The sequence below is a fragment of the Enterococcus haemoperoxidus ATCC BAA-382 genome, assembly GCF_000407165.1.
GTDB classification, from domain to species: domain Bacteria; phylum Bacillota; class Bacilli; order Lactobacillales; family Enterococcaceae; genus Enterococcus_L; species Enterococcus_L haemoperoxidus.
Genome location: NZ_KE136479.1, coordinates 1,537,859 through 1,564,023, shown reverse-complemented (window position 1 = coordinate 1,564,023; position 26,165 = coordinate 1,537,859). Strand labels below are relative to the sequence as shown.

Annotated in this window: 25 protein-coding genes; 19 read left to right on the top strand and 6 right to left on the bottom strand. The window is 35.1% G+C overall.

Annotated elements, in window-relative coordinates:
- Positions 1–22 precede the first annotated feature (22 nt).
- From I583_RS07270 to I583_RS07240, 7 genes are all read left to right on the top strand, one after another.
- Positions 23–3,451, top strand: a complete 3,429-nt coding sequence (locus I583_RS07270; protein WP_010761150.1) for a pyruvate carboxylase — start codon at positions 23–25, stop codon at positions 3,449–3,451.
- Between the two features lie 19 nt (positions 3,452–3,470).
- Positions 3,471–4,592 (top strand): CAP-associated domain-containing protein, encoded by a 1,122-nt coding sequence (locus tag I583_RS07265; protein ID WP_010761151.1) that lies wholly within the window; start codon positions 3,471–3,473, stop codon positions 4,590–4,592.
- A gap of 2 nt (positions 4,593–4,594) precedes the next feature.
- Complete coding sequence (locus I583_RS07260) at positions 4,595–5,026, top strand: YlbF/YmcA family competence regulator (protein ID WP_010761152.1); 432 nt, start codon at positions 4,595–4,597, stop codon at positions 5,024–5,026.
- Positions 5,016–5,366: a YlbG family protein gene (locus I583_RS07255; protein ID WP_010761153.1), complete on the top strand. Its 351-nt coding sequence runs from the start codon at positions 5,016–5,018 to the stop codon at positions 5,364–5,366. Before I583_RS07260 ends, I583_RS07255 begins: the two co-directional genes overlap by 11 nt.
- A 111-nt stretch (positions 5,367–5,477) precedes the next feature.
- Positions 5,478–6,041: a 16S rRNA (guanine(966)-N(2))-methyltransferase RsmD gene (rsmD, locus tag I583_RS07250; protein WP_010761154.1), complete on the top strand. Its 564-nt coding sequence runs from the start codon at positions 5,478–5,480 to the stop codon at positions 6,039–6,041.
- On the top strand, positions 6,034–6,537 hold the full coding sequence (coaD, locus tag I583_RS07245; RefSeq protein WP_010761155.1) for a pantetheine-phosphate adenylyltransferase: 504 nt from the start codon (positions 6,034–6,036) through the stop codon (positions 6,535–6,537). The genes rsmD and coaD overlap by 8 nt, the downstream gene beginning before the upstream one ends.
- Positions 6,527–7,588, top strand: coding sequence for a SepM family pheromone-processing serine protease (locus I583_RS07240; RefSeq protein WP_010761156.1), 1,062 nt, complete (start codon positions 6,527–6,529; stop codon positions 7,586–7,588). Before coaD ends, I583_RS07240 begins: the two co-directional genes overlap by 11 nt.
- Before the next feature lie 48 nt (positions 7,589–7,636).
- Here the strand turns inward: I583_RS07240 and I583_RS07235 are convergent, their stop codons facing one another.
- Entirely contained in the window at positions 7,637–8,458 is an 822-nt protein-coding gene (locus I583_RS07235; RefSeq protein WP_010761157.1) for a PH domain-containing protein, read from the bottom strand.
- Between the two features lie 69 nt (positions 8,459–8,527).
- On the bottom strand, positions 8,528–9,052 hold the full coding sequence (locus tag I583_RS07230) for a sigma-70 family RNA polymerase sigma factor (RefSeq protein ID WP_010761158.1): 525 nt from the start codon (positions 9,050–9,052) through the stop codon (positions 8,528–8,530).
- Positions 9,053–9,150: 98 nt separating this feature from the next.
- Between I583_RS07230 and I583_RS07225 the strand changes: the two genes are divergently transcribed.
- The 4 genes from I583_RS07225 to holA all read left to right on the top strand — a co-directional run bounded on the left by I583_RS07225 (position 9,151) and on the right by holA (position 13,838).
- Positions 9,151–9,774 carry a helix-hairpin-helix domain-containing protein gene (locus tag I583_RS07225; RefSeq protein WP_010761159.1) on the top strand — a complete coding sequence of 208 codons (624 nt, stop codon included), beginning with the start codon at positions 9,151–9,153 and terminating at the stop codon, positions 9,772–9,774.
- Between the two features lie 168 nt (positions 9,775–9,942).
- The gene (locus I583_RS07220; RefSeq protein ID WP_010761160.1) at positions 9,943–10,452 is read left to right on the top strand and encodes a ComE operon protein 2; all 510 of its coding nucleotides are present in this window, start codon (positions 9,943–9,945) and stop codon (positions 10,450–10,452) included.
- Positions 10,415–12,757 (top strand): DNA internalization-related competence protein ComEC/Rec2, encoded by a 2,343-nt coding sequence (locus tag I583_RS07215; RefSeq protein ID WP_034682804.1) that lies wholly within the window; start codon positions 10,415–10,417, stop codon positions 12,755–12,757. Before I583_RS07220 ends, I583_RS07215 begins: the two co-directional genes overlap by 38 nt.
- Before the next feature lie 49 nt (positions 12,758–12,806).
- The gene (gene holA / locus I583_RS07210; RefSeq protein WP_010761162.1) at positions 12,807–13,838 is read left to right on the top strand and encodes a DNA polymerase III subunit delta; all 1,032 of its coding nucleotides are present in this window, start codon (positions 12,807–12,809) and stop codon (positions 13,836–13,838) included.
- A gap of 176 nt (positions 13,839–14,014) precedes the next feature.
- Here holA and rpsT read toward each other — a convergent pair whose 3' ends face one another.
- Positions 14,015–14,269, bottom strand: a complete 255-nt coding sequence (gene rpsT, locus I583_RS07205) for a 30S ribosomal protein S20 (protein ID WP_010761163.1) — start codon at positions 14,267–14,269, stop codon at positions 14,015–14,017.
- 279 nt (positions 14,270–14,548) lie between these two features.
- Here rpsT and I583_RS07200 point away from each other — a divergent pair, with 279 nt between their 5' ends.
- The 3 genes from I583_RS07200 (at position 14,549) to I583_RS07190 (ending at position 16,872) form a co-directional block, all read left to right on the top strand.
- Positions 14,549–15,526 carry an inorganic phosphate transporter gene (locus I583_RS07200; protein ID WP_143140010.1) on the top strand — a complete coding sequence of 326 codons (978 nt, stop codon included), beginning with the start codon at positions 14,549–14,551 and terminating at the stop codon, positions 15,524–15,526.
- 12 nt (positions 15,527–15,538) lie between these two features.
- Positions 15,539–16,162, top strand: coding sequence for a DUF47 domain-containing protein (locus tag I583_RS07195; RefSeq protein ID WP_010761165.1), 624 nt, complete (start codon positions 15,539–15,541; stop codon positions 16,160–16,162).
- A 71-nt stretch (positions 16,163–16,233) separates the two neighbouring features.
- Positions 16,234–16,872, top strand: coding sequence for an HD domain-containing protein (locus I583_RS07190; protein WP_010761166.1), 639 nt, complete (start codon positions 16,234–16,236; stop codon positions 16,870–16,872).
- A 123-nt stretch (positions 16,873–16,995) separates the two neighbouring features.
- Here the strand turns inward: I583_RS07190 and I583_RS07185 are convergent, their stop codons facing one another.
- Positions 16,996–18,909 (bottom strand): heavy metal translocating P-type ATPase, encoded by a 1,914-nt coding sequence (locus I583_RS07185; protein WP_010761167.1) that lies wholly within the window; start codon positions 18,907–18,909, stop codon positions 16,996–16,998.
- Between the two features lie 279 nt (positions 18,910–19,188).
- The gene (locus tag I583_RS07180; RefSeq protein ID WP_010761168.1) at positions 19,189–20,019 is read right to left on the bottom strand and encodes an undecaprenyl-diphosphate phosphatase; all 831 of its coding nucleotides are present in this window, start codon (positions 20,017–20,019) and stop codon (positions 19,189–19,191) included.
- Between the two features lie 180 nt (positions 20,020–20,199).
- Between I583_RS07180 and I583_RS07175 the strand changes: the two genes are divergently transcribed.
- The 5 genes from I583_RS07175 (at position 20,200) to I583_RS07155 (ending at position 25,354) form a co-directional block, all read left to right on the top strand.
- Complete coding sequence (locus I583_RS07175; protein WP_010761169.1) at positions 20,200–20,691, top strand: PTS sugar transporter subunit IIA; 492 nt, start codon at positions 20,200–20,202, stop codon at positions 20,689–20,691.
- A gap of 174 nt (positions 20,692–20,865) precedes the next feature.
- Positions 20,866–21,930, top strand: a complete 1,065-nt coding sequence (locus I583_RS07170; protein ID WP_010761170.1) for a DUF871 domain-containing protein — start codon at positions 20,866–20,868, stop codon at positions 21,928–21,930.
- Position 21,931: 1 nt separating this feature from the next.
- Positions 21,932–22,819, top strand: coding sequence for an N-acetylmuramic acid 6-phosphate etherase (gene murQ, locus I583_RS07165; protein ID WP_010761171.1), 888 nt, complete (start codon positions 21,932–21,934; stop codon positions 22,817–22,819).
- Positions 22,820–22,842: 23 nt separating this feature from the next.
- On the top strand, positions 22,843–24,288 hold the full coding sequence (locus tag I583_RS07160; protein ID WP_010761172.1) for a PTS transporter subunit EIIC: 1,446 nt from the start codon (positions 22,843–22,845) through the stop codon (positions 24,286–24,288).
- Between the two features lie 208 nt (positions 24,289–24,496).
- On the top strand, positions 24,497–25,354 hold the full coding sequence (locus I583_RS07155) for a MurR/RpiR family transcriptional regulator (protein ID WP_010761173.1): 858 nt from the start codon (positions 24,497–24,499) through the stop codon (positions 25,352–25,354).
- Between the two features lie 86 nt (positions 25,355–25,440).
- On the opposite strand, the gene I583_RS07150 is transcribed toward I583_RS07155, so the two are convergent.
- Positions 25,441–26,142, bottom strand: coding sequence for a histidine phosphatase family protein (locus I583_RS07150; protein ID WP_010761174.1), 702 nt, complete (start codon positions 26,140–26,142; stop codon positions 25,441–25,443).
- Between the last annotated feature and the right edge of the window lie 23 nt (positions 26,143–26,165).

The following is a 26,165-nucleotide window of genomic DNA, read 5'->3' as shown; positions in this document are numbered from 1 at the left end:
CAAAACGGGTAGGAGTGAAAAAATGAAAAAAGTTTTAGTAGCAAATCGTGGAGAAATTGCAATTCGAATTTTTAGAGCCTGCACAGAGATGCACATCGGGACAGTGGCAATCTATGCAGCGGAAGATGAATATTCAGTTCATCGTTTTAAAGCGGATGAAGCGTATTTAGTTGGTAAAGGTAAAAAGCCAATTGAAGCCTACCTTGACATGGAAGATATTATCCGGATCGCTAAAAAATCTGGTGTTGACGCCATTCACCCTGGTTATGGATTTTTATCCGAAAATTTAGAGTTTGCTCGTCGTTGTGAAGAAGAAGGACTTATTTTTGTTGGCCCTTCATTACATCACTTAGACATTTTTGGAGATAAAATCAAAGCAAAAGAAGCGGCTGTTGCAGCTGGTATTGCGTCTATACCTGGTTCTGATGGGCCGGTGGATACAATCGAAGGCGTTTTAGAGTTCGGCCGTACACATGGTTTTCCGATTATGATTAAAGCCGCACTTGGTGGTGGTGGTCGCGGAATGCGAGTAGCTCACGATGAAAAAGAAGCTAGAGAAGGCTATGATCGAGCTAAAAGTGAGGCAAAAGCCGCTTTTGGTTCAGATGAGGTCTATGTAGAAAAATATATCTCAAATCCAAAACACATTGAGGTTCAAATCTTAGGGGATACTCATGGAAATGTGGTTCATTTATTTGAACGTGATTGTTCAGTTCAACGTCGTCATCAAAAAGTTGTAGAAGTTGCGCCATGTGTGTCAATGAACGAAGAAAAACGTAAAGAAATCTGTGATGCTGCGGTTCAACTGATGAAACATGTTAATTATGTCAATGCAGGGACTGTTGAGTTTCTTGTTGAAGGCGATCATTTTTATTTTATCGAGGTAAATCCTCGTGTTCAAGTAGAGCATACAATTACAGAAATGATTACAGATATTGATATTGTAGTCTCTCAATTGCAAATCGCTCAAGGGCTTGATCTACATAAAGATATGAAGATCCCACAACAAGAACAAATCACTTTAAATGGAGCTGCTATCCAATGCCGGATCACAACCGAAGATCCGCTGAATCACTTCATGCCGGATACTGGCAAAATCGATACGTACCGTTCACCAGGTGGTTTTGGTGTTAGGTTGGATGTAGGGAATGCGTATTCAGGTGCTGTAGTGACACCATACTTTGACTCTCTTTTAGTAAAAGTTTGTACACATGGTTTCACTTTTGAAAAAGCAATTCAAAAGATGGAGCGTTGTTTAAGAGAATTTAGAATTCGTGGTGTTAAAACTAATATTCCATTTTTACACAAAGTAATTGCTCATCCTGAATTTCAGTCTGGTGAAGCCAAAACGACATTTATTGATAGTACGCCACAATTATTTGAATTTCCGAAATTAAGAGACCGTGGTAATAAGACCATGAAATATATTGGCGAAGTAACGGTCAATGGGTTTCCTGGAATTGAAAAATCAACGAAAAAATACTTTGATGCACCACGTGTTCCAACTGATTTAGAGTTACGTAGTGATTATGTGACTGCTAAAAATATTTTAGATAAAGACGGTGCAAAAGGCGTAATCGATTGGGTTAAAAAACAAGAAAATGTTTTATTAACTGATACGACTTTCCGTGATGCACATCAAAGTTTATTAGCAACTCGCGTGAGAACACAAGATTTCAAAGAAATCGCACGATTGACTGGTGAAGGATTACCTGAGCTATTTTCTAGTGAAATGTGGGGCGGGGCAACCTTTGACGTTGCTTATCGTTTTTTGAATGAAGATCCATGGCAAAGATTACGTAAAATTCGTAAGCTAATGCCTAATACGTTATTACAAATGCTGTTTAGAGGATCGAATGCTGTTGGCTATCAAAATTATCCAGATAATGTTATTGAAGAATTTATTAAAGAGTCAGCAAAACAAGGTATTGACGTTTTCCGTATTTTTGATAGTTTGAATTGGCTACCACAAATGGAAAAAAGTATTCAAACAGTTAGAGACACAGGGAAAATTGCAGAAGCTGCTATTTGTTATACAGGTGATATCAATGATCCAACGAGAGCAAAATATAATGTTGAATATTACAAAAATATGGCAAAAGAACTTGAAAAAATGGGTGCCCATATTATTGCAATCAAAGATATGGCTGGTTTATTAAAACCACAAGCTGCGTATCGTTTAATTAGTGAGCTAAAAGATACAACGGATTTACCGATTCATCTGCATACTCATGATACAAGTGGTAATGGTATTATCACCTATTCAGCTGCGACTAAAGCTGGTGTAGATATCGTAGACGTAGCAACAAGTGCAATGAGTGGTGCAACAAGTCAGCCGAGCATGAGCAGTTTATATTATGCTTTAGTCAATGGAGACCGTACACCAGATGTTAACATCGACAATACGCAAAAGATTAACCATTATTGGGAAGATGTTCGTATGTATTATCAACCATTTGAAAATGGTTTGAATGCACCACAAACAGAAGTCTATATGCATGAAATGCCAGGTGGACAGTATTCTAATCTACAACAACAGGCTAAAGCTGTTGGACTAGGCCATCAATGGGATGATATTAAAAAAATGTATCATACCGTCAACTTGATGTTTGGTGATATCGTAAAAGTGACACCCTCTTCAAAAGTTGTTGGTGATATGGCACTGTTTATGGTTCAAAATAATTTAACTGAACAAGATATCTATGATAATGGAGAAGAATTAAGTTTTCCAGAATCAGTAGTGACGTTTTTCCAAGGAGATCTAGGTCAACCAGTAGGCGGATTTCCTAAGGATTTACAAAAAATTATTTTGAAAGGACGTCCGGCCTTTACAGAAAGACCAGGAAGTTTAGCAGCACCTATAAAATTTGATAAAGTAAAAGCAGAATTGGCTGAAAAAATCGGCTATGAACCAAAACTAGAAGAGATATTGAGCTATTTAATGTATCCTCAAGTATTCTTGGATTATCGTACCTCTTATCAAAATTTTGGTGATGTTACTTTGTTGGATACGCCAACATTTTTCCAAGGGATTCGTCAAGGAGAATCTGTAGAAGTTCAAATCGAAAAAGGGAAAACTCTGATTATTCGTCTAGATGAAATCGGTGATCCCGATATTGAAGGAAACAGAGTACTATTTTTCAATTTGAACGGACAACGTCGTGAAGTCGTTATCAAAGATACTTCTATCAAATCTTCTGTTCAAGCAAAACGTAAGGCTGAACCAACCAATAAAGAGCAAATCGGAGCAACAATGTCTGGCTCTGTCCTCCAAGTTTTAGTAAGCAAAGGAGATAAAGTTAAAAAAGGGGATGCCTTACTTGTAACGGAAGCGATGAAGATGGAAACAACGATCGAAGCACGTTTTGATGGTATAGTTGAACATATCTATGTTTTTGAAGAGGAACCGATCAGTTCAGGTGATCTATTAATTGAAGTAAAAGAAAATTAAAAGAAAAGTGGGGGAAAAGATGAAACGATTTTTAGCTTTCTTAGGCGTTTTCTTTGTAGTCCTGATAGGTGGTTATTTACAACCTGTCTTTTTCCCTGCTGATAAAATGCAGCAAGAAGCAGATAAAGGGAGACCAATCGTCTCCCACACTGCTTTACCTTATGAAGAAATTTCAACTTCTGGTTATGCTGCTTATATAGGTGAAAAGATCACTGATTTTATTGCTGAGTTTGGTGAGCCACTTGAAAAACACAAGACAGGAATGGGTTATGAACTTTGGATTTATGGTGAAGAAGATGCTGATTATTTAGAAGTGAATATCCAAGAAGAAAAAATTTCTGCAATCAAAGCTTTTAATGATTCAAAAGCAACAACACCCTTTTCAATTGGAATGAAATTATCAGATGTTTCAGAATTGATGACTATTTATTCAAATTTTGCATTTACATATAAAGAGAGTAGCTATAATGTCGAATTAATGGAAGAAGATATGAATTATCGTCCTTTAATTGCTTTTGACAATAAGACATTTGCTATTTTATTTTTTAATCATGGTACTGGTAAACTTTCAGCTGTGACGTACTTAGACAAAAAATCATTATTGACGCTAATGCCCTATCAACTTCTTGAAGGCGAAGCCACTCCACTTCCTATAAATGAACAGTTGAATGGTTTTGATGCGGTTAAAAGTAATCAGGTTATCCGAATAATCAATTTGTTAAAGCTTAAAGAAGGTTTACCTATCTATTATACGAACACAGACAGTCAAAAGAATGCTCAGAAACTCTTTGAGACCTTAAACAAAAATCAAAAAAATATCCTTTCACCGGAACGAGCAGAAAGTTGGCAGTTTAGCAAAGAACAAATGACTGCAGAAGCTATTTTCACATTGACGAATGATGAATATCAAAAATTGTTGAAAGCTGGTCAATTAGATAAGAAAAAAGCGACAGGTATGTATACTGAGCCAATCTATGATCCAACATTCACAGTGCTTTCGTGGTTTTCTGATTCATTATATCATTCTCGCTTTGCACACCAAGAAAATGAAAATATTGGCGTTGCTTTCTCTAAAGCAAGTATGTTAGTCTTATTACAAGAGACAGAAAAAGAAATATCTCAAACAGAGGAAAGTGAATAAGTATGATAGTGACAGAAAAACTTTTTGAAATAGAAGATCAAACAGAAAAACTTGTTCAAGCGATTTTAACAAGTGACAGCATTGAATCTTATAAAATAAATCGTCAAACAATGTATGCATCAAAAGATGTACGAGACAAACAAAAAGCATTTTTGGATGCAAAAGATGCCTTTGAACGGATCGAAGCATATGGGAATCATGCACCAGACTTTCGTACTAAACAACGAGCAGTTCGTCAGGCCAAAAGAGCATTGGATGTAAGTGATGAAGTCGCTGAATTCCGTTTTTCTGAAACAGAGATTCAAACGATTTTAGATTTGGTAGGTATGGCGGTAGCTAAAACAATTTCAAATGATATTAAAGTAGATGCCGGAAATCCTTTCTTTGAAAAAGGGAGCCATTCAGGTTGTGGAGGTAATTGTCATGCAAGTTAATGAAGAAAAAGAATTTGTAATACAAAAACGACGCTGTTTGGTTGTATGGGTATACAGCTTAAAGCAATTGAAAACATTGAAGCGTTTCGGACTGATTCACTATGTATCTCGTCGGATGAAATACGTTGTTATCTATATGAATGAAGAAGATATTGAAAGTTCAGAAGCTAAAATCAATGGGTTGCATTTTGTCCGTAAAGTGGAACGATCATATCGTCCTGATGTAGAAATGAATTTTGCTGAAAAAATCGGTACAAAAGCTGCTTACCAGTATGAAAAAGAAGAAGGCTTTGAAGTTGAGGAATTAAGTACTCAAATTCGTTTAGCTGAAAATGTGTAAAAATTAAGATGGAAAATGTGAACGAACTTCAAACATTTTTCATCTTTTTTTCTGTATATTTGATATACTATTAACGTATATTGGACGATTATGTAAAGGAGCGTTAAAAAGATGCGAGTTATTTCAGGAGAATATGGGGGACGGCGTTTAAAAGCACTAGATGGCGATAATACTCGACCTACTACTGATAAGGTAAAAGAATCGATTTTTAATATGATCGGTCCATATTTTGATGGAGGAACGGCATTAGATTTATATGCAGGCAGCGGTGGTCTTGCAATTGAAGCTGTGTCTAGAGGTATGGATTTAGGGATTTGTATTGAAAAAAACTTCTCTGCCGTTAAAATTATTAAAGAAAATATTGACATAACAAAAGAACCAGCCAAGTTTATCATCAAGAAAATGGATGCCAATAAAGCATTGGAATTTTTGAAAGAAGAAAAAACAAAAGTCGATTTAGTTTTGCTTGATCCGCCGTATGCTAAACAGGAAATTGAAAAGCAAATAGAGCGAATGCTTGTGTATGATTTACTAAGTGAAGACGGAGTTATTGTTTGTGAAACGGATAAATCTGTCAAACTTCCCGAAAATATTGGTACATGTGTAAAAATTCGTGAAACAACGTATGGTATCACGCAAATAACAATTTATAGACAGGAGGTAAGTAATGACTAAAATTGCTCTTTTTCCTGGAAGTTTCGATCCTTTAACAAATGGTCATTTAGATCTGATTGAACGGAGCACGAAACTATTTGATAAAGTCATTGTAGGGGTTTTTGTGAATACCAACAAAAAAGCTCTTTTTACTGTTGAAGAAAAACTTGTTTTAATTAAAAAAGCGGTCGCACATTTAGAAAATGTGGAAATAATCATTCAAGAAACAAAGCTTACTGTTGAAAGTGCGTCAGATTTAGGTGCTAACTTTTTAATTCGAGGAATAAGAAATGTAAAAGACTACGAGTACGAAAAAGATATTGCGATGATGAACCATCACCTAGCACCTGAATTAGAAACCATTTTTTTGTTAGCAGATGAAAAATATGCGCATATTAGTTCGAGTTTATTAAAAGAAGTGCTGAAATTTGGTGGAGATGTTTCCAATTATTTACCAAAGAGTGTCAATCAAGCACTAAACCAAAAGAATCGTGAGATGAAGCCAAATGAAGAATGAGCATGAAGAAAAAATTTCGATCAAATCGATGCTGCCTTTTGCAGTAATCATATTATTGATCATTCTAATGATTTTCCCTATTCCATATTACATCGAAGGTCCCGGAACAACTGAGAATTTAAAAGAATTTGTAACAGTGAACAATAAAAAGGATTCAGAGCCAGGTGCCTTTTATTTAACAACAGTGGGCGTTCGTAAAGCAACATTAGCTTCAGCGCTAAAAGCAAAATTTTCGAATTTTGAAGAATTGGTTAGTAAAGAAGAGTTGATGGGATCAAGCACAAGCAGCGAATACGATCGAATTCAGCAATATTATATGGATTCTTCAAAAAATGCTGCTATTGAGCAAGCGTTAAAACTCGCTGATGTACCCTATAAAATGAATTTTAAAGGTGTATATGTTTTAGCAATAGAAGATAATTCAAGTTTTAAAGGAAAAATTTCTGTTGGAGATACTGTTACAGGCATCGACGGGAAAACGTTCAAAAGCAGTGAAGAATTTGTGAATTATGTAAAAAATCAAAAGGTTGGACAAAAAGTTACTGTAAGCTATTTACAAGATGGTAAGTCAAAAGAGGCAGAAGGTAAATTGATTGAATTGCCCACAGATAAAAAAGCAGGTATTGGAATTGGCTTAACTGATCATACAGAAATCGAGTCTTCAGTTCCGGTTGAAATTGATGCAGGAGATATTGGAGGACCATCAGCAGGTTTGATGTTCACCTTGGAGACCTATGAGCAATTAACGCAAAAAGGAATTCGCAAAGGGCATAAAATCGCCGGAACAGGTACGATCAATACTCAAGGAGTCGTTGGCCGGATCGGCGGTATTGACAAAAAGGTTGTCACAGCTAGCAAAAACGAAACCGAAATCTTCTTTGCACCTGATGACGAGATCACTAAGGAAATGAAAAAAGCTGAACCAGATCTCAAAACCAATTATGAAGAAGCAAAAGCCGCTGCTGAAAAAATTGGAACAAAGATGAAAATCATACCTGTTAAGAATGTGCAGGATGCATTGGATTATCTTGAAACATTGAAAGAAAAATAAGCAAAAGAACAACGAAGACTTTTTTACTTCGTTGTTCTTTTACGTATTTTAGTATAAAAGCCACATGGAAATCATTTGCAAAGCAGGTTCTGTAGTAAAATCAAACAATGATTTCGTTGGTCCGATGTGAAAGAAGCCTCCCAAAGCTAAGAGGATAAGAAAAATCACAGCAACTGCAAGAGGTAAAGAATACATAATTTTATAAGCCAATACAGGATTATTTACGACTCGATCAAATTTATGTTTTCGGTAAATGTTTCTCGTAACAAGAATATCTTGCAATGCTGGGATTTCTGATAATTGCCTCTTTAAAATATCAGCATCTCGTTGCCCTAATAATTCTGAAAAAATATGATTTTCCGATTCAAAATCAAAAGTATACGTGTAAAGTGCTACTCGTTTAGGTGGAAAAGAGTCATCCCAATCAAAATAGTTCATTTTATTTTCTTTTAATGTGATTGCCTTGATTGTTGTATAAGGATAACTAAAAAATGTTTTTTGATCTAAAAATTCTATGATTGTTGTAAAAATCATTCGTTGATTGGTGAAAATCAGAATCCGATTTCCCCTAAGATCATTGAAATTTTTAACATAAGCTTTTGCTTCTTCTGATTCAGGGTGATACATACCCAAAAGACCAAGACCAACAGCAGAAGCATTTTGACCGTCATTTGTCATAGGGAGATAGGCATGGATTTCTTCTCCTTCTTCTAAGTACGGCTTCACTTTTTCGATAAAGTCTTGTAAAAATATATACATTTTTGTTTGATTGAATAGATTCTGTTTCTGTTGTTGATTCAATTCGTTTTTTGAATTTTTGTCTATTTCGTTATTAAGTTGATTAATCACTGCTTTGAATGGATTTGCCATTTGGAATTCCTCCTTAGTTTAAAAAGTGTAGCCCGCAAAACAAGATATATAAGAGCGTAACAGGCTCTTTTATACATTCAAATCGAATTGTTGTTTAATTTTTTTCCGTCCTCTGGATAGATGATTATAAACCTGTGAAACATCCATCTTTAATTCTTTTGCTATGTCACTTGGTGCATCTTGATAATAGTAGTATTTTAGGAAAATCAATTGATCTTCTTCAGTTAAATAGTTCAACAAATCCAAGAAGTTTTCTTTTTCAAAATATTTATCTTCTGAAGCATGCTCAGGTAGTTGCGCCATTGGAATAATATTTTGTTCACGAATGATCGAGCGTTTTTTATCCAAACAAATATTACGTGTAATCGTTAAACTCCACGTCTTCAAACTACTCTTATCTGTATCATAACTAGAAATTTTCTGCCAAATACGATAAAAAACCTCATTTTCTGTTTCTTTTCGAAAGGTTATTTCCTCTGGATGATTTAAGATTGCCCGGATACATTTAACGATATCTGTACCAAGAAAATCAATGAACTTTTCTAACCCCAAAAAATCTTTCTTTTGTAATAACAAAATAATTTCCTTCTCCATCTTTATCACCTTCTTACTCTATTATACGATGAACTTTTTTATTTTCTATCATGAAAAAATAAAAAGAATGCGTACCTTTATTTAGAAGGGGGAAAATCATGGATTATCGTATGTTGTTAAAGAAATACAAGCAGTATATATTCGGCGGTATAATTTTGCTTAGCATGGCTTGTAGTATTATTGTCTTTTTTTTAGTGAATGCCACTTCTAATAAGCAGCCTGATGATGAGTTGGCTGTACCTTTATTCAGTTCGTCTCAGTCAAACGAGACAGATTCGTACTCTCAGCAAATATACGTGGATATAAAGGGTGCTGTGGTAAAACCAGGAATGTATGAAGGAAATGCGAATATGCGTGTCTGGGACGCTGTGATGCTTGCTGGAGGGGTAAGCGATACGGCAGATACAAAACAAGTCAACTTTTCTGAGCGAATTGTAGATCAGATGATCATTTATGTTCCTAAGATAGGTGAAGAAGTAGAGGTGCCTGAGAAAAGTAGTGCATCACAAGAAAGCCAAAGTAAAGATACAAGCAAAATCAATCTTAATCAAGCCAGTGAGACTGAATTACAATCTTTACCAGGCGTTGGTCAAAAGAAAGCACAAGAAATCATTCGTTATAGGGAAGAAAACGATGGGTTTAAAAGCATTGAAGATTTAAAGAATATTTCAGGTTTTGGTGAAAAAACTTTTGATAAATTAAAAGAGTCAATTACTACGTAAACATATTACTTGAGCTAAAGGGATGGAAGTCTAACTATTTTACAAATATCTTATGCAGGTTCTTGACGAGACTTTTTCTATAATTTACTATTTGTATATCCTATTAATAATTTGAAAATCAGCAAAAACAGTTTTTACAATAAATACTTACAAAAAAAGGAGCAGAATATGACATTAGAACGAATTCCTTGGGATCAATATTTTATGGCACAAAGTGTATTATTATCATTAAGAAGTACTTGTACTCGTCTAGAAGTTGGTGCAACGGTAGTTAGAGACAAACGCATCATTGCTGGTGGTTATAATGGATCAGTTAGCGGAGATGTTCATTGTATTGATGACGGTTGTTATATGGTCGACGGTCACTGTGTTCGAACGATCCATGCTGAAATGAATGCCATCTTACAGTGTGCTAAGTTTGGTATTCCGACGGAAGGTGCTGAAATTTATGTGACCCATTTTCCATGTTTGCAATGCACTAAGATGATCTTACAAGCAGGAATCAAAAAAATACATTATCTAAAAGATTATCGGAATAACGAATATGCTATGGCTTTGATCAAGCAAGTTGGCGCAACTGTAGATCAAGTCACACTATCAAAGAAATACTTTGCTGAATTACAATTAGGGGAAGAAGAGACTGCTTCAGTGGAAGAAGCACCTCAAACAGATCAATAATTACTGGATTTTTCCAGTATTATTAGCTATAGGAACAGTTTTTTTAGTTTTAGAACCAAGCATTCTAACAGGTACTATTTGGTTTTATTTTATTAGTCGAGTTCTTTGGACGGGAAACAAGGCGATTATCAGCATTAGTTTTTTGTGTATATTCATTCTGACGATTTCTTGCTTTAAAACCATAGATAAAGAACAACAAGAAAAGCTTCCAGAAGCAACTGAAATGAAAGGACACTTATCTGTATTACCTGATAAATTTAAAATCGATGGTGATCGTCTTCAATTAGAGGGAAGTTTCTTTACACTAAAAAAAGAAAAACGTAAAGTAGTGGCCTTTTATCGACTTACATCTGAACAGGAAAAACTAAGCTGGCAAAAAGAGACTCGACCAATAAAAATTAAACTATCAGGTGAATTTGAAACACCATTAGCACAAACCAATCTCAATGGGTTTGATTATCGAAAGTATTTAAAAGAAAATGGAATATATCAAACATTATCGATTAGTAGTATCTATAAAATTGAAACTGAAAGTTCAAAACTTTATGATGGTTTAGCCTGGTTAAGTCGTTACAGAAAAAAAGCTATTGATTACTGTGACGATACATTTTTGAAAGAAACAGCAATGCATCTTAAAACGTTGATTTTTGGGTTTAAATCTAGTGAGTTTTCTCAAAAAGAAGGCATGTTAGCAAATTTAGGTATTCTTCATTTATTTAGTTTATCTGGAATGCATGTGACATTTTTTGTTGGATGCTTTAGGTATTTATTTTTACGATGTGGGATCACCAGCGAAAGGCTATTTTGGATGCAGCTATTGTTTTCAATTGCTTACGCAGGATTAACTGGCTTTTCCATCAGTGTTGTTCGTGCGTTGATGCAAAGTATGATTTCACTTACAAATCGCAAATTTAAATGGTGTTTATCTGGGTTAGATTGTTGGAGTGTGTCATTAATGGTCAGCTTGATTTTTCAACCGTATTTATTATTTTCTGCAGGTGGCCAGTTAAGTTACGGTTTATCTTTTTTTATTTTATATGTGCATCCTATTGTAGCAAGAATAAAGAATCATTATATTCAGATGTATTGTTTTTCTCTGTTGTTAAACATTACGATGATTCCTTTGATAGGGCTAACATTTTTTGAATGGCAGTTAACAAGTAGTCTTTTTACCTTTTTATTATTACCAATTTTTGAAAAAGCAATCTTGCCGATGTTAACCATTAGTTTGTTAAGTTCATTTGTCTGCAAAATCAAGTTATGGATTGATGGTTTAGAATTGTATTTTGTGATTCAACAATCTGTTTTTGAATGGCTAAGTCGTTACAGCACGCTTACATTGATTACGGGAGCATTTTCACCAGTGCTTTTTCTGTTGATTTGTATTTTCCTTTTCTTCTTCCTTCACTTGATATATATACGTTCAAAAAAAGCCTATTTAATAGGAGCAGGGCTATTGTTGTTGATGAACAATAAGTATTTTTCTCCTAAGGGGACGATTGCTTTTATCGATGTTGGACAAGGAGACAGTATCTTTATTCAAACGCCATTTCATCAAGAAAATATTTTGATTGATACGGGTGGAAAGGTTAATTTTGAAAAAGAAAAATGGGCTGTTAAAACAAAGCAAACAGCGAATGCTGATTATTCGGTGATTCCTTATTTGAAAAGTAAAGGGGTAAAGTATCTTGACAAAGTTTTGATTAGTCATGGAGATATGGATCACTGCGGTGATTTGCTTGCACTCAATGAAAAAATTCCGATTCGTTCACTTTATTTCCCTGTAGGGACAGAAAACAAACCTGCTTTTCGACAGATACTAGAGCGATTAAAACTCAAGGGAACAAGAAGCTATCCAATCTTAGCTGGCGCATCGATCAGTCGTTCGATTTCTTTAAAAATACTTGCTCCAATTGTTCCAGGAACGGGTGAAAATAAAGATTCAATGGTGGTTTATACGAAGGTATCCGGCCGTAGCTTTTTATTTACAGGTGATTTGGAAAAAGAAGGGGAACAACAAATGATAAAACAATTTCCAACATTGAAAGTAGATGTATTAAAAGTAGGTCATCATGGGAGCAAAACGTCATCTGATTCTTTATTTATTCAAACGATTGCTCCGACAGATGGTATCATTTCTTGTGGGCGTAATAATCGATTCAATCATCCACATGAAGAAACAGTAACTACCTTAAAACAAGATGGGGTAACTCAATTTCAAACAGATAAAAATGGAATGATTTATTATGAATGGACACCATTTTCAAAAATGTCTCGAGCTAAAATAATCATGGAAGAAGACTAGCATTTCTTGAAGTGCCATGATAGGATGGAAAAGAGAAATGAGGGAATTTATGAACTTACAAGAGGCATTAAAACAATTGAGGCAGCAACACTTTGCTTCTGTTTATTTAATTCAAGGAACAGAAGGATATTTAGGCGAACTATTTAAAACAGAATTGATGAGTCAATTGATAAAAACAGAAGATGATCAATTTAATTATTCTTCTTTTGATATGGAAGAAACGCCACTATCTGTAGCAATGGAAGAAGCAGAAACAATTCCTTTTTTTGGGGATTATCGGTTAGTTTTTATAGAAAATCCTTATTTTCTAACGGCAGAAAGAAAAACGAATGGATTGGACCATGATATTGATAGTTTATTAAATTATTTAGAGCAACCATCACCGACGACAATTTTAGTATTTATTGCAAATGTTGAAAAATTAGATGAACGAAAAAAGGTAACCAAAGCTATAAAAAAACAAGCTGAAGTCATTGATGTTAATCCAATGGGGGAACGTGAAGTAAGACAATATGTGGAACAGACGATTCAAAGTGAAGGGTATGAGATTCGCCCAGAAGCATTTGATTTATTGTTACAATTAACGGATTTGAATTTATCAAAAGTGATGGGGGAACTACAAAAACTATTTTTGTATTCTTCTGACAACAAAATTATCTCACTAAATGCGGTCAAAGAACTTGTACCGAAATCATTAGAACATAATGTATTTGATTTGACTAATGATGTTTTATCTGGCAATGGTGAAAAAGCAATTCAATTATATGAAGACCTACTACTCCAAGGTGAAGAAACGATTAAATTGAATGCGATTTTGTTAAATCAAATTCGTTTATTTTTACAAACAAAAATCCTTGCCAAATTAGGCTATCAGCAAGCAAATATTGCTGAAACATTGAAGATTCATCCGTATCGTGTAAAACTAGCTTTGCAACAAGTTAGACGATTTGAGCTGGATCGTTTGGAAGCAATTTATGATGAATTAGTAGAGAATGATTTTAAAATGAAAACAGGTAAGATGGACAAGGAGCTACTTTTTGAATTATTTATTCTCAAACTATCTGAACAAGTGAACAGATAAGGAATTTTTGCGAATGATCCAAAAAATAGTTGAAGTTACTTTCAATGGCGTTCGTTGTGAAAAAATTGAAATGGACCAGCTAAAATGAATGAGTACGGGATTAAAATCGTTTCGATTTTAATCCCGTTTTTTTTAATAAAAAAGAAGCCAACACATGGTCAGCTTCTACAAAATCATTATTTTGCTAATTTTTTGCTTAGACGAGACTTGTCACGGCCAGCTTTGTTTTTATGGATTAATCCTTTTGTTTCAGCCATATCAACAGCTTTAATAGCTTCTGTATATAACGCATCAACATTGTCAGCGCCAGCAGCTACAGCATCTTCAAATTTCTTGATAGCTGTACGCATTGCATTTTTTTGAGATGAATTTTGAACATTCTTATTAGCGTTAGTACGTACACGTTTAATTGCAGATTCAATATTTGGCATTTCTTTCACCTCCGATAAATTAAGGTCTTACACAGGAAAATCCATATGTAATTCAACACTAATCATTATACCTAATCCAAACAGGCATTGCAATAAAAGATGACAAGTTTTTTTCCTTAACAGTGAAATTATTGATTTCATCATGTAAAAATGAATTTGTAGATAAGGTAAATAGGAAAAATAGATACTTTTTATAAAAAATATGCTATCATAACAGGGGAAAAATGAAATGGTGGTGTCAATGTGAATATTGCTTTAATTGTAACAGTTACTCTTGTAATGGGTGTTATTTTTGTCAATGGTTGGACAGATGCGCCAAATGCAATTGCAACCGCTGTCTCAACTCGTGTTTTAAAACCAAATGTTGCGATTTGGATGGCAGTTGTGATGAACTTTTTGGGTGCGTTAGTAATGACTTTTTTCAATGCTCAAGTAGCTGAAACGATCAGTAACATCGTTAGTTTTGATGCACAAGGAAATGCATCGCAAGTTGCGTTAGCAGCAGCGTTGTTTTCAATTGTGGTTTGGTCTGTAGCTGCTTGGTATTTTGGGATTCCAACAAGTGAAAGTCATGCGCTAATCGCTGGTCTGACAGGATCTGCAATGGCTCTAGGTGGACTTGGAGCAGTCAATGGTACAGAGTGGACAAAAGTCCTTGTCGGTCTAGTGGTGTCTACTGTCATGGGATTTGGCGGTGGTTTTCTTGTTACAAAGCTAATTGTAATCCTTTTCAAAAATGTAGCCAGAAGAACCGCGAATAAAGTTTTTACATACGGACAAGCATTTGGTGCTGCTGCGAATGCTTTTTTACACGGTGCTCAGGATGGTCAAAAATTTATGGGCGTATTTATGTTGGGACTTTATTATAATAATTTAGCAGAAAAATCAGGATCGGGATTTATAATTCCTATTTGGGTCATGGCTCTTTGCTCTGTAACAATGGGATTTGGAACGTCTGTAGGTGGTATGAGAATCATCAAATCGGTCGGCATGGATATGGTAAAGTTAGAACGGTATCAAGGTTTTGCTGCTGATTTGAGCACAGCAATTTGCTTATTTGCCGCTTCTATTTTTGGTATTCCTGTTTCAACTACACATACAAAAACAACTGCAATTATGGGTGTAGGCGCTTCAAAACGTGTTTCTAGCGTTGATTGGCGTATTGTAAAAGACATGTTGATTGCTTGGATTTTAACATTTCCAGGTTGTGGAATCATTGCCTTTGTAATGGCAAAACTATTTATAGCAGTATTTTAAGGAGAGAATAAAATGGCTAGAAAAAAGCAATTTGATTATTTTGGTGAATTGGAGCATTTAGCAAAAAATGCACATCAAGCAGCAGAAATTTTAGAAATGATTGCAATTGATTATTCACTTGAAAAATTGGAGAACGAAGCAGAGAAGATTCACGTATTGGAACGTGAAGGAGATAAAATCGTTCAAAAAATTATGAGTGAATTATATATTTCTTTTATCACGCCAATTGATCGGGAAGACATTGTTGAAATTACTCAACGATTAGATGACGTATTAGATACGATCAATAGTATTGCTTATTTATTAAGTAGTTTAGTTGTAAAAGAACTGAATGATAACGCCATGGTTTTTATCACATACGGAGTAGAAGCTACTGCTGGTGTTTTGACCGCAACAAAAGAATTTGCAAAATTCAAGAATTCAAAAACATTACATGCAATGATTGATGAAGTAAGTGATATCGAAGGGAAAGCTGATAAACTATACAGTGATGCTTTGAAAAATTTATTTACGCTTGAGAAAAATCCGATTGAGGTTATTCGTTGGAAGAATGTCTACGATCAATTAGAAGAATTCTTAAATGCTTGTGAATCAGTTGTTGATGTAATTGGTGGATTAGTAATAAAAAATAGTTAATGATTTTTTTATTAAATAAATGAGTAAGCTTGTCCCAACCGCATTGTTGTTCGCTGAATTGGAGGGGTTTTATGGAGCATCAAAAAATGAAAGCAATCAAAGATTTCACACAGTCAATAATGGAAAAAGACAAATCTGGTCATGGCATGGATCATATAAATAGGGTAGTACGTTTAGCAAATAAAATTGCAGAAACTGAAACATGCGATCATTTTATTGTTACAGCTGCAGCGTATCTTCATGATACTATAGATGAAAAACTTGTTTCTGATTCGGAACGAGCATATCAACAGTTAAACGATTTTCTAAATGGAATTAATATTTCTACTTTTCAAATCGATAAAATCATTCATATAATCAAAAATCTTTCGTTCAGTCAACAGCTTAATGGAACAACGGAAAGGCTTACGAGCGAAGGCCAAATTGTCCAAGATGCTGATCGCTTAGATGCTATGGGAGCAATCGGTATTACACGAACGATTTATTATGGAGGGTATAAAGGCAATCCAATTTATGATCCTAATATAAAACCTAGAACGCTACAATCAAAAAGTGAGTATCGTGAAGAAAGTACCATCATCAATCATTTCTATGAAAAAATACTTTTACTAAACGATCGTTTAAATACGAAATATGCTAAAGAAATTGGCGCGAAACGTCAAAAATTCTTGGAAGATTTTTTAGAAGAATTTTTTGAGGAGTGGGATTAGTTAAATGAGGCCGAGACAAAAGCGTTTATTTCCGAAGGAGCTGCTTTTTTCTCGCCGTTTATTCGGATTTAGAGCGCGAAACAAAACTGTTTTTCTAGTTTTGATGTGCGCTCTATTTCTCAATTAAACAAGCTTTGCTGTTTGTGATGGATACTTTATTTTAGAAGGTTTCTCTAGAGGAATTGTTTTTAACATCCTTAATCCATTTAAAATAACAAGAATTGTACTACCTTCATGTCCTATAACTCCCAGAGGTAAATTAATAATTTGGAAAAAGTTCGATAAGACCAATAAAAGGATAATTCCAGATGAAAAGACAATATTTTGAGTAACAATCCGTTTTAATTTTTTTGAAAGTTGATGACTCATTTGCAATTTTTCCAAGTCGTTTTGCATAAGTACCATATCAGCTACATCCATCGCAATATCAGTTCCTTCCCCCATGGCAACACCAATCGCTGCGTTTGCTAAAGCTGGAGCGTCATTGATACCATCACCAACCATTGCATTTATGCCGTATTTTTCTTTTTGTTCTTTGATCAGAAGGGTTTTATCTTCCGGTAAACAATTTGCATAAACTTGATCAATTTCGAGTTCAATTGCAATAGTTTCAGCTGTTTTGTCATGATCGCCCGTAATCATTGTTGTAAGGATCCCATTTTCTTTAAAGTAGTGAATTACACTTTTTGCTTCTTGCTTAGGGATGTCTAGCAATCCAAAATAAGCTACTAATTCTTGATTTTCAAAGAGGTAAATCACTGTTTTTCCATTATTTTGCAATTGCTCAGTTTTATTTTGTATATCTTTGTTGAGCTTGATCTGATCATTAAATGATTTTTTTCCAACACGCCAAATGCTAGTATCAATTATTGTTTCCATACCAAAGCCGATAATATTTTTAACGTCTATTTGGTTGTAGCTGACAGTAGTTTCGTTATTAAAGCGATTAATGATTGCTTGAGCTAAAGGGTGGGTGGAGTGCATCTCCATTGCAACAAGGCTATTGATTGCTTTTTGCTTATTAGTTAAAAATACTGCATCTGTAACAACAGGTGCACCATGTGTTAATGTTCCTGTTTTATCAAAAGCGATTGCCTTTAATGAGGCTAAGTTTTCTAAATAAACGCCACCTTTAAATAAGACACCATTTCTCGCTCCGTTGGAAATAGCAGCTAAAGTAGCTGGTGTAGCGGAAGCTACTAGTGCACATGGTGAAGCAACAACTAGTAAGACCATGCCTCTATAAAAACTCTCATTCCATGACCAACTAAAAAGTAAATAGGGAATTAAAATCATCAAAGGGATAGCAATTAAAACGATTTTTACGTAGCGATTTTCTAATTTCTCAATGAAACTAGCTGTTTTTGATGGTGTATTTTGTGCTTCATCTACAAGACGGATAATTTTAGAGAAAAGAGTATTCTCACTGTTGGTGGTAACTATCATCGTGATTGCATCCCCTAAATTAATCGTTCCACCAAATAAAGGATCATTTTTTGTTTTTTCAACTGGAACTGATTCTCCTGTGATTGCAGCTTCATCGATAGTTGAAACGCCAGCTGATAGAGTACCGTCTATCGGAACACTTGCTCCTTTAGGAACCAATATCAAATCCCCAATCTGCAATTCATTGACAGCTGTTTCTATTGTTTTCCCTTGCTCATTAAGTAAAAGGGCAGTTTCTGGTTGCATATTCATCAAACTAGCGATTTCGTTTTTGCTTTTATTTGTTGTATATTCTTCCAAAGCACCACTAAGACAGAAGATAAATGTCAGCATAGCCCCTTCAAACCAATTACCGATGATGCATGCGCCGACTGCAGCTAAAGCCATTAGTAAATCGACGTTTAGATGTTTATTTTCCAATGTCTCAATTAACCCGTCTTTCGTTTGCTTAAATCCACCAAAAAAAATAGCTAAAATAAAAATGATTGGATAAAAGGTTAGTCCGTTTTTTTCAAAAATGAAACCTAAGATCATAAATATCAAACATAGAATTGTCGAAAGAATAGATTTTTTCTCTTCTGTCAATTTCACGATTATCACTCCTTATAAAGAGCATAGCATACTTAATTTGTAAATGATAATAGAAATGTCTAAATGAGAACGATAGTGATTCTCATTCACTTGTTTGTTGTTATGTAGGGTTCTTTATTATTTTATAAAGATAGTTATTCTAATTAATAGTGATAATCATTATCATCAGAAAATAAAAAAAAGTATCGTGTCTATTTACTTAGTAAAGTCTATTTTTGACGTTTAAAGATAGTTATACAAACAAAAAAAGAACCGATTCAAAAATCGGTTCCAAAATAATTATGAAAATAACCAATAACTGATTAACAGAACACCTAGTACAATTCGATACCATCCAAAAGCGGTAAAATCGTTACGTTTAAGGTAGTTCAATAAGAACTTGATTACTACGATTGACACAACAAAAGCTACAATCGATCCAGTTAATAAAATGAATGTTTCGGTGAATCCAAATGAATTTCCTTTCATAACAAACTTTGCAATCTTCAAAAAGCTTGCGCCGAACATAACAGGAATTCCAAGGAAAAATGAAAATTCTGTCGCAACAAATCGCGATGCGCCAATAATGATTGCCCCAAGAATCGTCGCACCTGAGCGTGATGTACCAGGGATCAGCGATAATACTTGGAAAAAACCGACAATTGCTGCGGCTTTATACGTGAAGTCTCTTAGATCAGTACACTTTGGTTTACGGTCACGATTTCTTTTTTCAATTACAACAAAAGCTACCCCATAAATAATCAGCATCAATGCAACTGTAAAGAAATTATGAAATTTTGCTTCGAGCCAATCGTCCAAAGGAATACCAATTATTGCAGCAGGTGCACAGGCCACAACAACCTTTGACCAAAGAATCCAAGTATCTTTCTTCTCTGTCTCATTTTTTTGCGGCGAAAAAGGGTTTAGCTTGTGAAAATAAAGAACGACGACAGCCATAATTGCACCAAGCTGAATGACAACGTTGAACATTTCCATAAAGTCTTTACTGAGATTCATTTTAATGAATTCATCCACTAAAATTAAATGGCCAGTACTACTGATCGGCAGCCACTCCGTTACTCCTTCGATAATACCTAGAATAATTGCTTTCCATAAATTTGATAAAAGCATAGATTCAATCCTTTCCAGTATAAAATATTAAATCACTAATAGTATACCTTTTAAAATTGGAAAAACCAACTAACTTTTGTGTAGGATTAGAAAAATTTCGAATCAAACACATTCATTGTTGTAATTATTCAGAGAATTTTCTATACTATTACTATTCATGAAAAGTGGAGGAGAAAACAAATGTTTGGATTTTTGAAAAAGAAAGAACCAGTTCAATTAAATGAAACGTTATATGCAATAACAACAGGTAAGCTAATTCCAATTAGTGAAGTCAATGATCCTGTTTTTTCACAAAAAATGATGGGAGACGGCTTTGCTGTTATTCCAGAATCAGGAGAGATTTATGCACCGATTGCGGGAGAAATTTTAAGTGTTTTTCAAACGAAACATGCTATTGGGATGAAAATGGCAAATGGACTTGAAATTTTACTTCATATGGGAATCGATACTGTGGAACTTAATGGCGAACCATTTGATATAAAAGTTAGTGAAGGGGCTAAAGTATCGCAAGGGACATTGGTTGCAAATGTTGATTTAGAGGCAATTAAGTCTGCAGGGAAAGCAACTGATATGGTTGTTGTGATTACCAATATGGACGCGGTAAAAAGCTTTGATCTTAGTCGAATTGGACAAGTTAACACTGGGGATGAAGTTGGTACTGCTAAAGCATAATGTAAAAATATACTAAGATTAGGTGCCGAGATAAATGTGTTGGTTTTATCTCAGCGCTCTTTTTTTTACCTTTCATGAAAAAAAGTTTCATTATATATGTAAATTAAAATTAATGGTTGAAATTATATTTCATTTGAATTATAATGAAAGCGTATTAGGAAGGAGCAAATGAAAATGTATGGTATTTCGATTTTTTTGAGTGAAGAGATAACGGATGAAACACGTACATATATTCAAGAAATGAGTAACATTGGTTTTAAAGGCATCTTTACTTCGTTACATATTCCAGAAGATGATGCGACATTATATGCAAAAAGATTGAAAGAACTAGGTCAAATTGCCCAAAAGTTGGATATGAAATTAATGGTAGATATTTCAGGCGAAGCTTTAAAACGCGCAGGTTTTTCTTTTGAACGTTTAGATGAGATTTTAACTTTGGGCGTTACTGGTTTACGTATGGATTATGCTATTTCAAATCAAGCAATCGCTGAAGCTTCTCAGTATTTAACGATCGGTCTGAATGCTAGTACCATTTCAGCAGAGGATGTGGAAGAATTACAGACATTTAACGCAGATTTTACAAATTTTGAAGCTTGGCATAATTATTATCCTAGACCTGAAACTGGTTTATCTAGTCAATTTTTCAACGAGAAGAATCAGTGGTTGAAGCAATCTGGGTTTCGAATATTCGCTTTTGTTCCAGGAAATCAGCAATTGAGAGGACCGTTACAGGAAGGTCTACCAACACTTGAAAAACATCGGTATGACAATCCCTTTTCAGCGGCATTAGACTTGAACGAGAATTATCAAGTCGACGGTATTTATGTTGGGGACCCTAAAATTTCCAAACGTACGATACGTCAATTTGAAGCATATAGTCGTGATCAAATTCTTCAGTTAGAAGTGGCTGATATTGGAAGTAATTATTATTCGAAAATTTTAGGAGAACATAAGAATAGACAAGATGATGCTCGTGATGTAATACGTAGTGCAGATGCACGATTCAATAAAATAGTAACGGTCGAACCTGAAGTCTTACTGGAACGTAAAACAGGGAGTGTAACGATTGATAATCATCTTTATGGAAGATACATGGGCGAAATACAAATAACAAAAAACGATTTGCCAGCAAACAAAAAAATCAATATTGCAGCACAAATCGTGACAGACGACATCTCCTTACTAAAGTTAATAAAAGCAGGCAGAGTGTTTAATTTGATAGAGAAGGGAACTTTATAAAATGAATTTAGAAAAATTAACTACAGAACGTAGAAATCAAGAAACTATGAACCTAGATCAACTAACGATAAAAGAAGCATTAGATAAAATGAATCAAGAAGACCAGAAAGTCGCTTTAGCAGTTAGAGAAGCACTTCCTGAAATCGAACTAGCTATAAAAGCAATCATCAAATCATTTAACGAAGGCGGTAGACTAATCTATATGGGCGCTGGAACAAGCGGTCGTTTAGGTGTGCTAGATGCTGCAGAGTGTGTCCCAACTTTCGGAGTTGATCCTACTATGGTTCAGGGGTTAATTGCTGGAGGCCAAAAAGCAATGACTGTAGCTGTTGAAGGAGCAGAAGACTCAAAAGATTTAGGGCAGCAAGATTTAGTGGACATTGCACTAACAAATAAAGATGTTGTGATCGGAATTGCTGCAAGTGGGCGAACGCCTTATGTGATTGGTGGTTTGTCTTACGCTAACTCAATTGGTGCTGCGACTGCTTCGATTTCATGTAATAAAGAAGCTGAAATCAGTCAATATGCTAAGATACCGATCGAAGTTGATGCAGGACCAGAATTTTTGACGGGGTCAACACGCTTGAAATCAGGGACAGCACAAAAAATGATTTTAAACATGTTATCAACTATTTCAATGATTGGAATCGGTAAGGTATACAATAATTTGATGGTAGATGTAAAACCAACAAATGAGAAGCTAGTGGAACGATCAAAACGAATTATTATGGAAGCAACGAACTGTGATTATGAGACAGCTACAGCCTATTTTGTAAAAGCCGATGAAAATGTAAAACTCGCTATTGTTATGTTGCTGACAAATGCCACAAAAGAAGAAGCGGCGGAAAAATTAAGACAAGGTAATAATTTCATAAAAAATACAATTTAAAAAGTTTAAAGGAGGAAAACATCATGGCAGAAGATAAAATCAAACGTTTGGCTAGGGAAATTTATGAAGAAGTAGGCGGTCAGGGAAATGTAGAAAAGTTACGCCATTGTATGACACGTGTTCGTATGGATATTCGTGATTATGATAAAGTAAAATTAGAAGAATTAAAAAAAATTGATGGTGTAATGGGGGTTGTAGAAGACGATACCTTGCAAGTCGTGATCGGACCTGGAACTGTCAATAAGGTGGCACAAGAAATGGTTGATATGGCGGGTGTCAAGCTGGGAGAAGCATTTCCTAACCCAGATGAAAAACAAACTGAGCTTTCAGGAAAGCAATTAGTTGAAGAAAAAGCTGCACAAGTCAAAGCTGCACAAAAGGAAAAAAATAAAAATAACTCTGGTTTTAAAGCAGTTTTGAAATCGATTTCTAATATTTTTGTTCCAATGATTCCAGCCTTTGTTGGTGCTGGGATTATTGGTGGGATTGCTGCCGTTATGTCCAATCTACTAGTTGCGGGAACAATCGGTGATTCTTGGCAACAATATATCGATGTTCTAAACATTATTAAAAATGGAATTTTTGCTTATCTAGCGTTATATACAGGGATCAATAGTGCCAGTGAATTCGGTGCAACGCCAGCTCTTGGTGGTGTAATTGGTGCGGTGACAATGCTGACTGGAATGAACCCAGAGGCACCATTACCTAATATTTTGACTGGCGGTACTTTATCAGCTGGTCAAGGCGGTATTATTGGAGTCATCTTTGCAGTTTGGTTACTTTCTTTAATAGAAAAACAATTGCATAAAGTAATTCCAGATTCAATTGATATTATTATAACACCGACTGTTTCTTTACTTGTGATTGGCTTGATTACAATATTCTTAATCATGCCAGTTGCAGGATTTATTTCAAATAGTCTTGTTGGGGTAATCAATATTGTATTGGAAAAAGGCGGAATGTTAGCTGGGTTTACTTTAGGCGCTACTTTCTTGCCAATGGTCATGTTTGGACTTCATCAAATATTGACACCGATCCACATTGAAATGATCACTCAAACGGGTATGACGTTATTATTACCGATTCTAGCAATGGCTGGCGCAGGACAAGTAGGTGCAGCATTGGCGCTATGGATTCGCTGTAAAAACGCTACTAAACTTGTCGAAATGATCAAAGGTGCATTGCCTGTGGGGATTTTAGGAATTGGTGAACCTCTTATTTATGGGGTAACATTACCACTTGGGCGTCCTTTTGTTACAGCGTGTATTGGCGGTGGTATTGGTGGCGCTGTGATTGGTGCTTTTGGTAATGTTGGCTCGATTGCAATTGGACCAAGTGGCGTGGCTTTGATTCCGTTAATTGCGAACAATCAATGGCTAGCTTATGTGTTAGGCTTATTAGCAGCGTATGCTGGAGGTTTTGTTGCAACATTTTTCTTTGGAATTCCAAAAGATCTTCAAGAAAAATAAAAAAGTAATTTCAGCTAGTAATGATTAAAAAACTGATTTCTTAGTAGAGTGCTAAGCTAATTGAAGTCAGTTTTTTTATGAGAAAAAAGAATTCATTATTTAGCGAATACATTTCTTTTCTGTTTCATTTTCGTTATAATAATATAGTAAGCTGTTGAAACATTCGCTAAATATGTTTGACTTCGGCAGAAAAAAGGATGTGTAGGGAATGCAGCAAAATATAATTTTAACGATTCAGGATCATCTTAAACACTTGCCTGGTTCTGAGCAAAAAGTGGCAGAATACATTTTAGAAAATACTAGTGCAGTGATTAATTTGAGTGCTAAAGAACTTGCTAAGAAATCTGGTTCCAGTCCAGCAGCAATTATTCGTTTCTGCCGATCAATTGAGGTTAGTGGTTTCACTGATTTAAAATTGTTACTTTCGGCTAATCTGGGAACTGTTGATACACAAATGTATACAGAGGTCGAAAACGGTGAAACAACAGCTGCAATCAAAGAAAAACTACAGCACCGTCTGATCCATGTTCTAGAACGGACGAATGAACATTTAGAAGACCAAGCAATTGATCAGGCAGTTAAAGAACTGGAGACGGCAGAAATTATCTTTGTTTACGGTTTAGGTGCATCATCATTAGTTGCACAAGATATTTATCAAAAATTTACTCGTCTAGGGTTAAGTGTATTTTTTACAATGGATCATCATTTGTTTGCATCTGCAATCGGGACAAATAGACTAAAAGGAATTTTTATCGGAATCTCACATTCAGGTACAAATCAGGAAACGAATGCACTCGCAGATCTTGCGATTGAAAAAGGATTGACAGTAATCGGTTTGACTGCTAATTCTGATTCAGCTTTGGCACAAAAAAGTTCTATTTTGTTATTGACGCCAATTGGAGGAGAAGCCCCATTAAGAAGTGCTGCAACTGTTTCACTAACAGCTCAACTTTATGTAGTTGATGTTTTATTTTTTGCCTATGCGGCCAAAAACTATAATGAGACTTTAGAAAAAATCCAAGATTCTAAGGAAGCAGTTGAAATCGTAAAGAAGGATTTAAATTAAGAAAAAAAGTCATTAAATAAGCGATAGAAATAAGAGTATGAGAGAAAACAAAACTTTTGTTCTCCCATACTCTTATTTTTGAACGTTTAATTATTTGATGCAATCTCACGACCATTCTCAATATAGTGGGTATCATTGACGGTGTCAATCGTAAATTTACCATTCTCATAGATAAGTTTAGTCACACTGCCATTTTCAAGGCCAATTTGCATAGGCAAGCTATTATCGATCAATGACATTAAAAATGAAATCGTCAATCCATGAGAGACAATCATCACATTACCGCCACCATTTTTTTCTCGATAGTGAGCAATATCTTCAAACCCGCTCCAAACTCGTTCACGAATTTTTTCATAAGGTTCGGCCCAATTTGCTGTGTCAGCAGCGATGATAGCGTCAGCCAAATCTTTATAACTGATTCTATTGGTCATCATGTCATCATAATTTTTAAAAGCTAAAATCCTAGGGACCACACCCCAAAGCTCGCCATCATACCCACCATCTAAAGAGCCAAAACACCATTCGCGAATACGACTATCTGTAGCATAAGGAATATCAGCCCCATTTGGATGTTCTTGTAAAATAATGCGTGCGGTCTGCATCGCACGTCCGCTGTCACTGGAGTATGCCTCTTTAAAATTAGTCTCTTGCAAACCAAGGCCTAAATAATGAATTGTCTTTTCTCCCTCTTTCGTCAACGGCGTATCTGACCATCCCTGAGTTCTACCTATTGTATTGAACATGGTTTTCCCATGACGGATAATGTATAGCGTTGTCGGTTCATTCATACCTTAATTCCTCCTTTAATAGC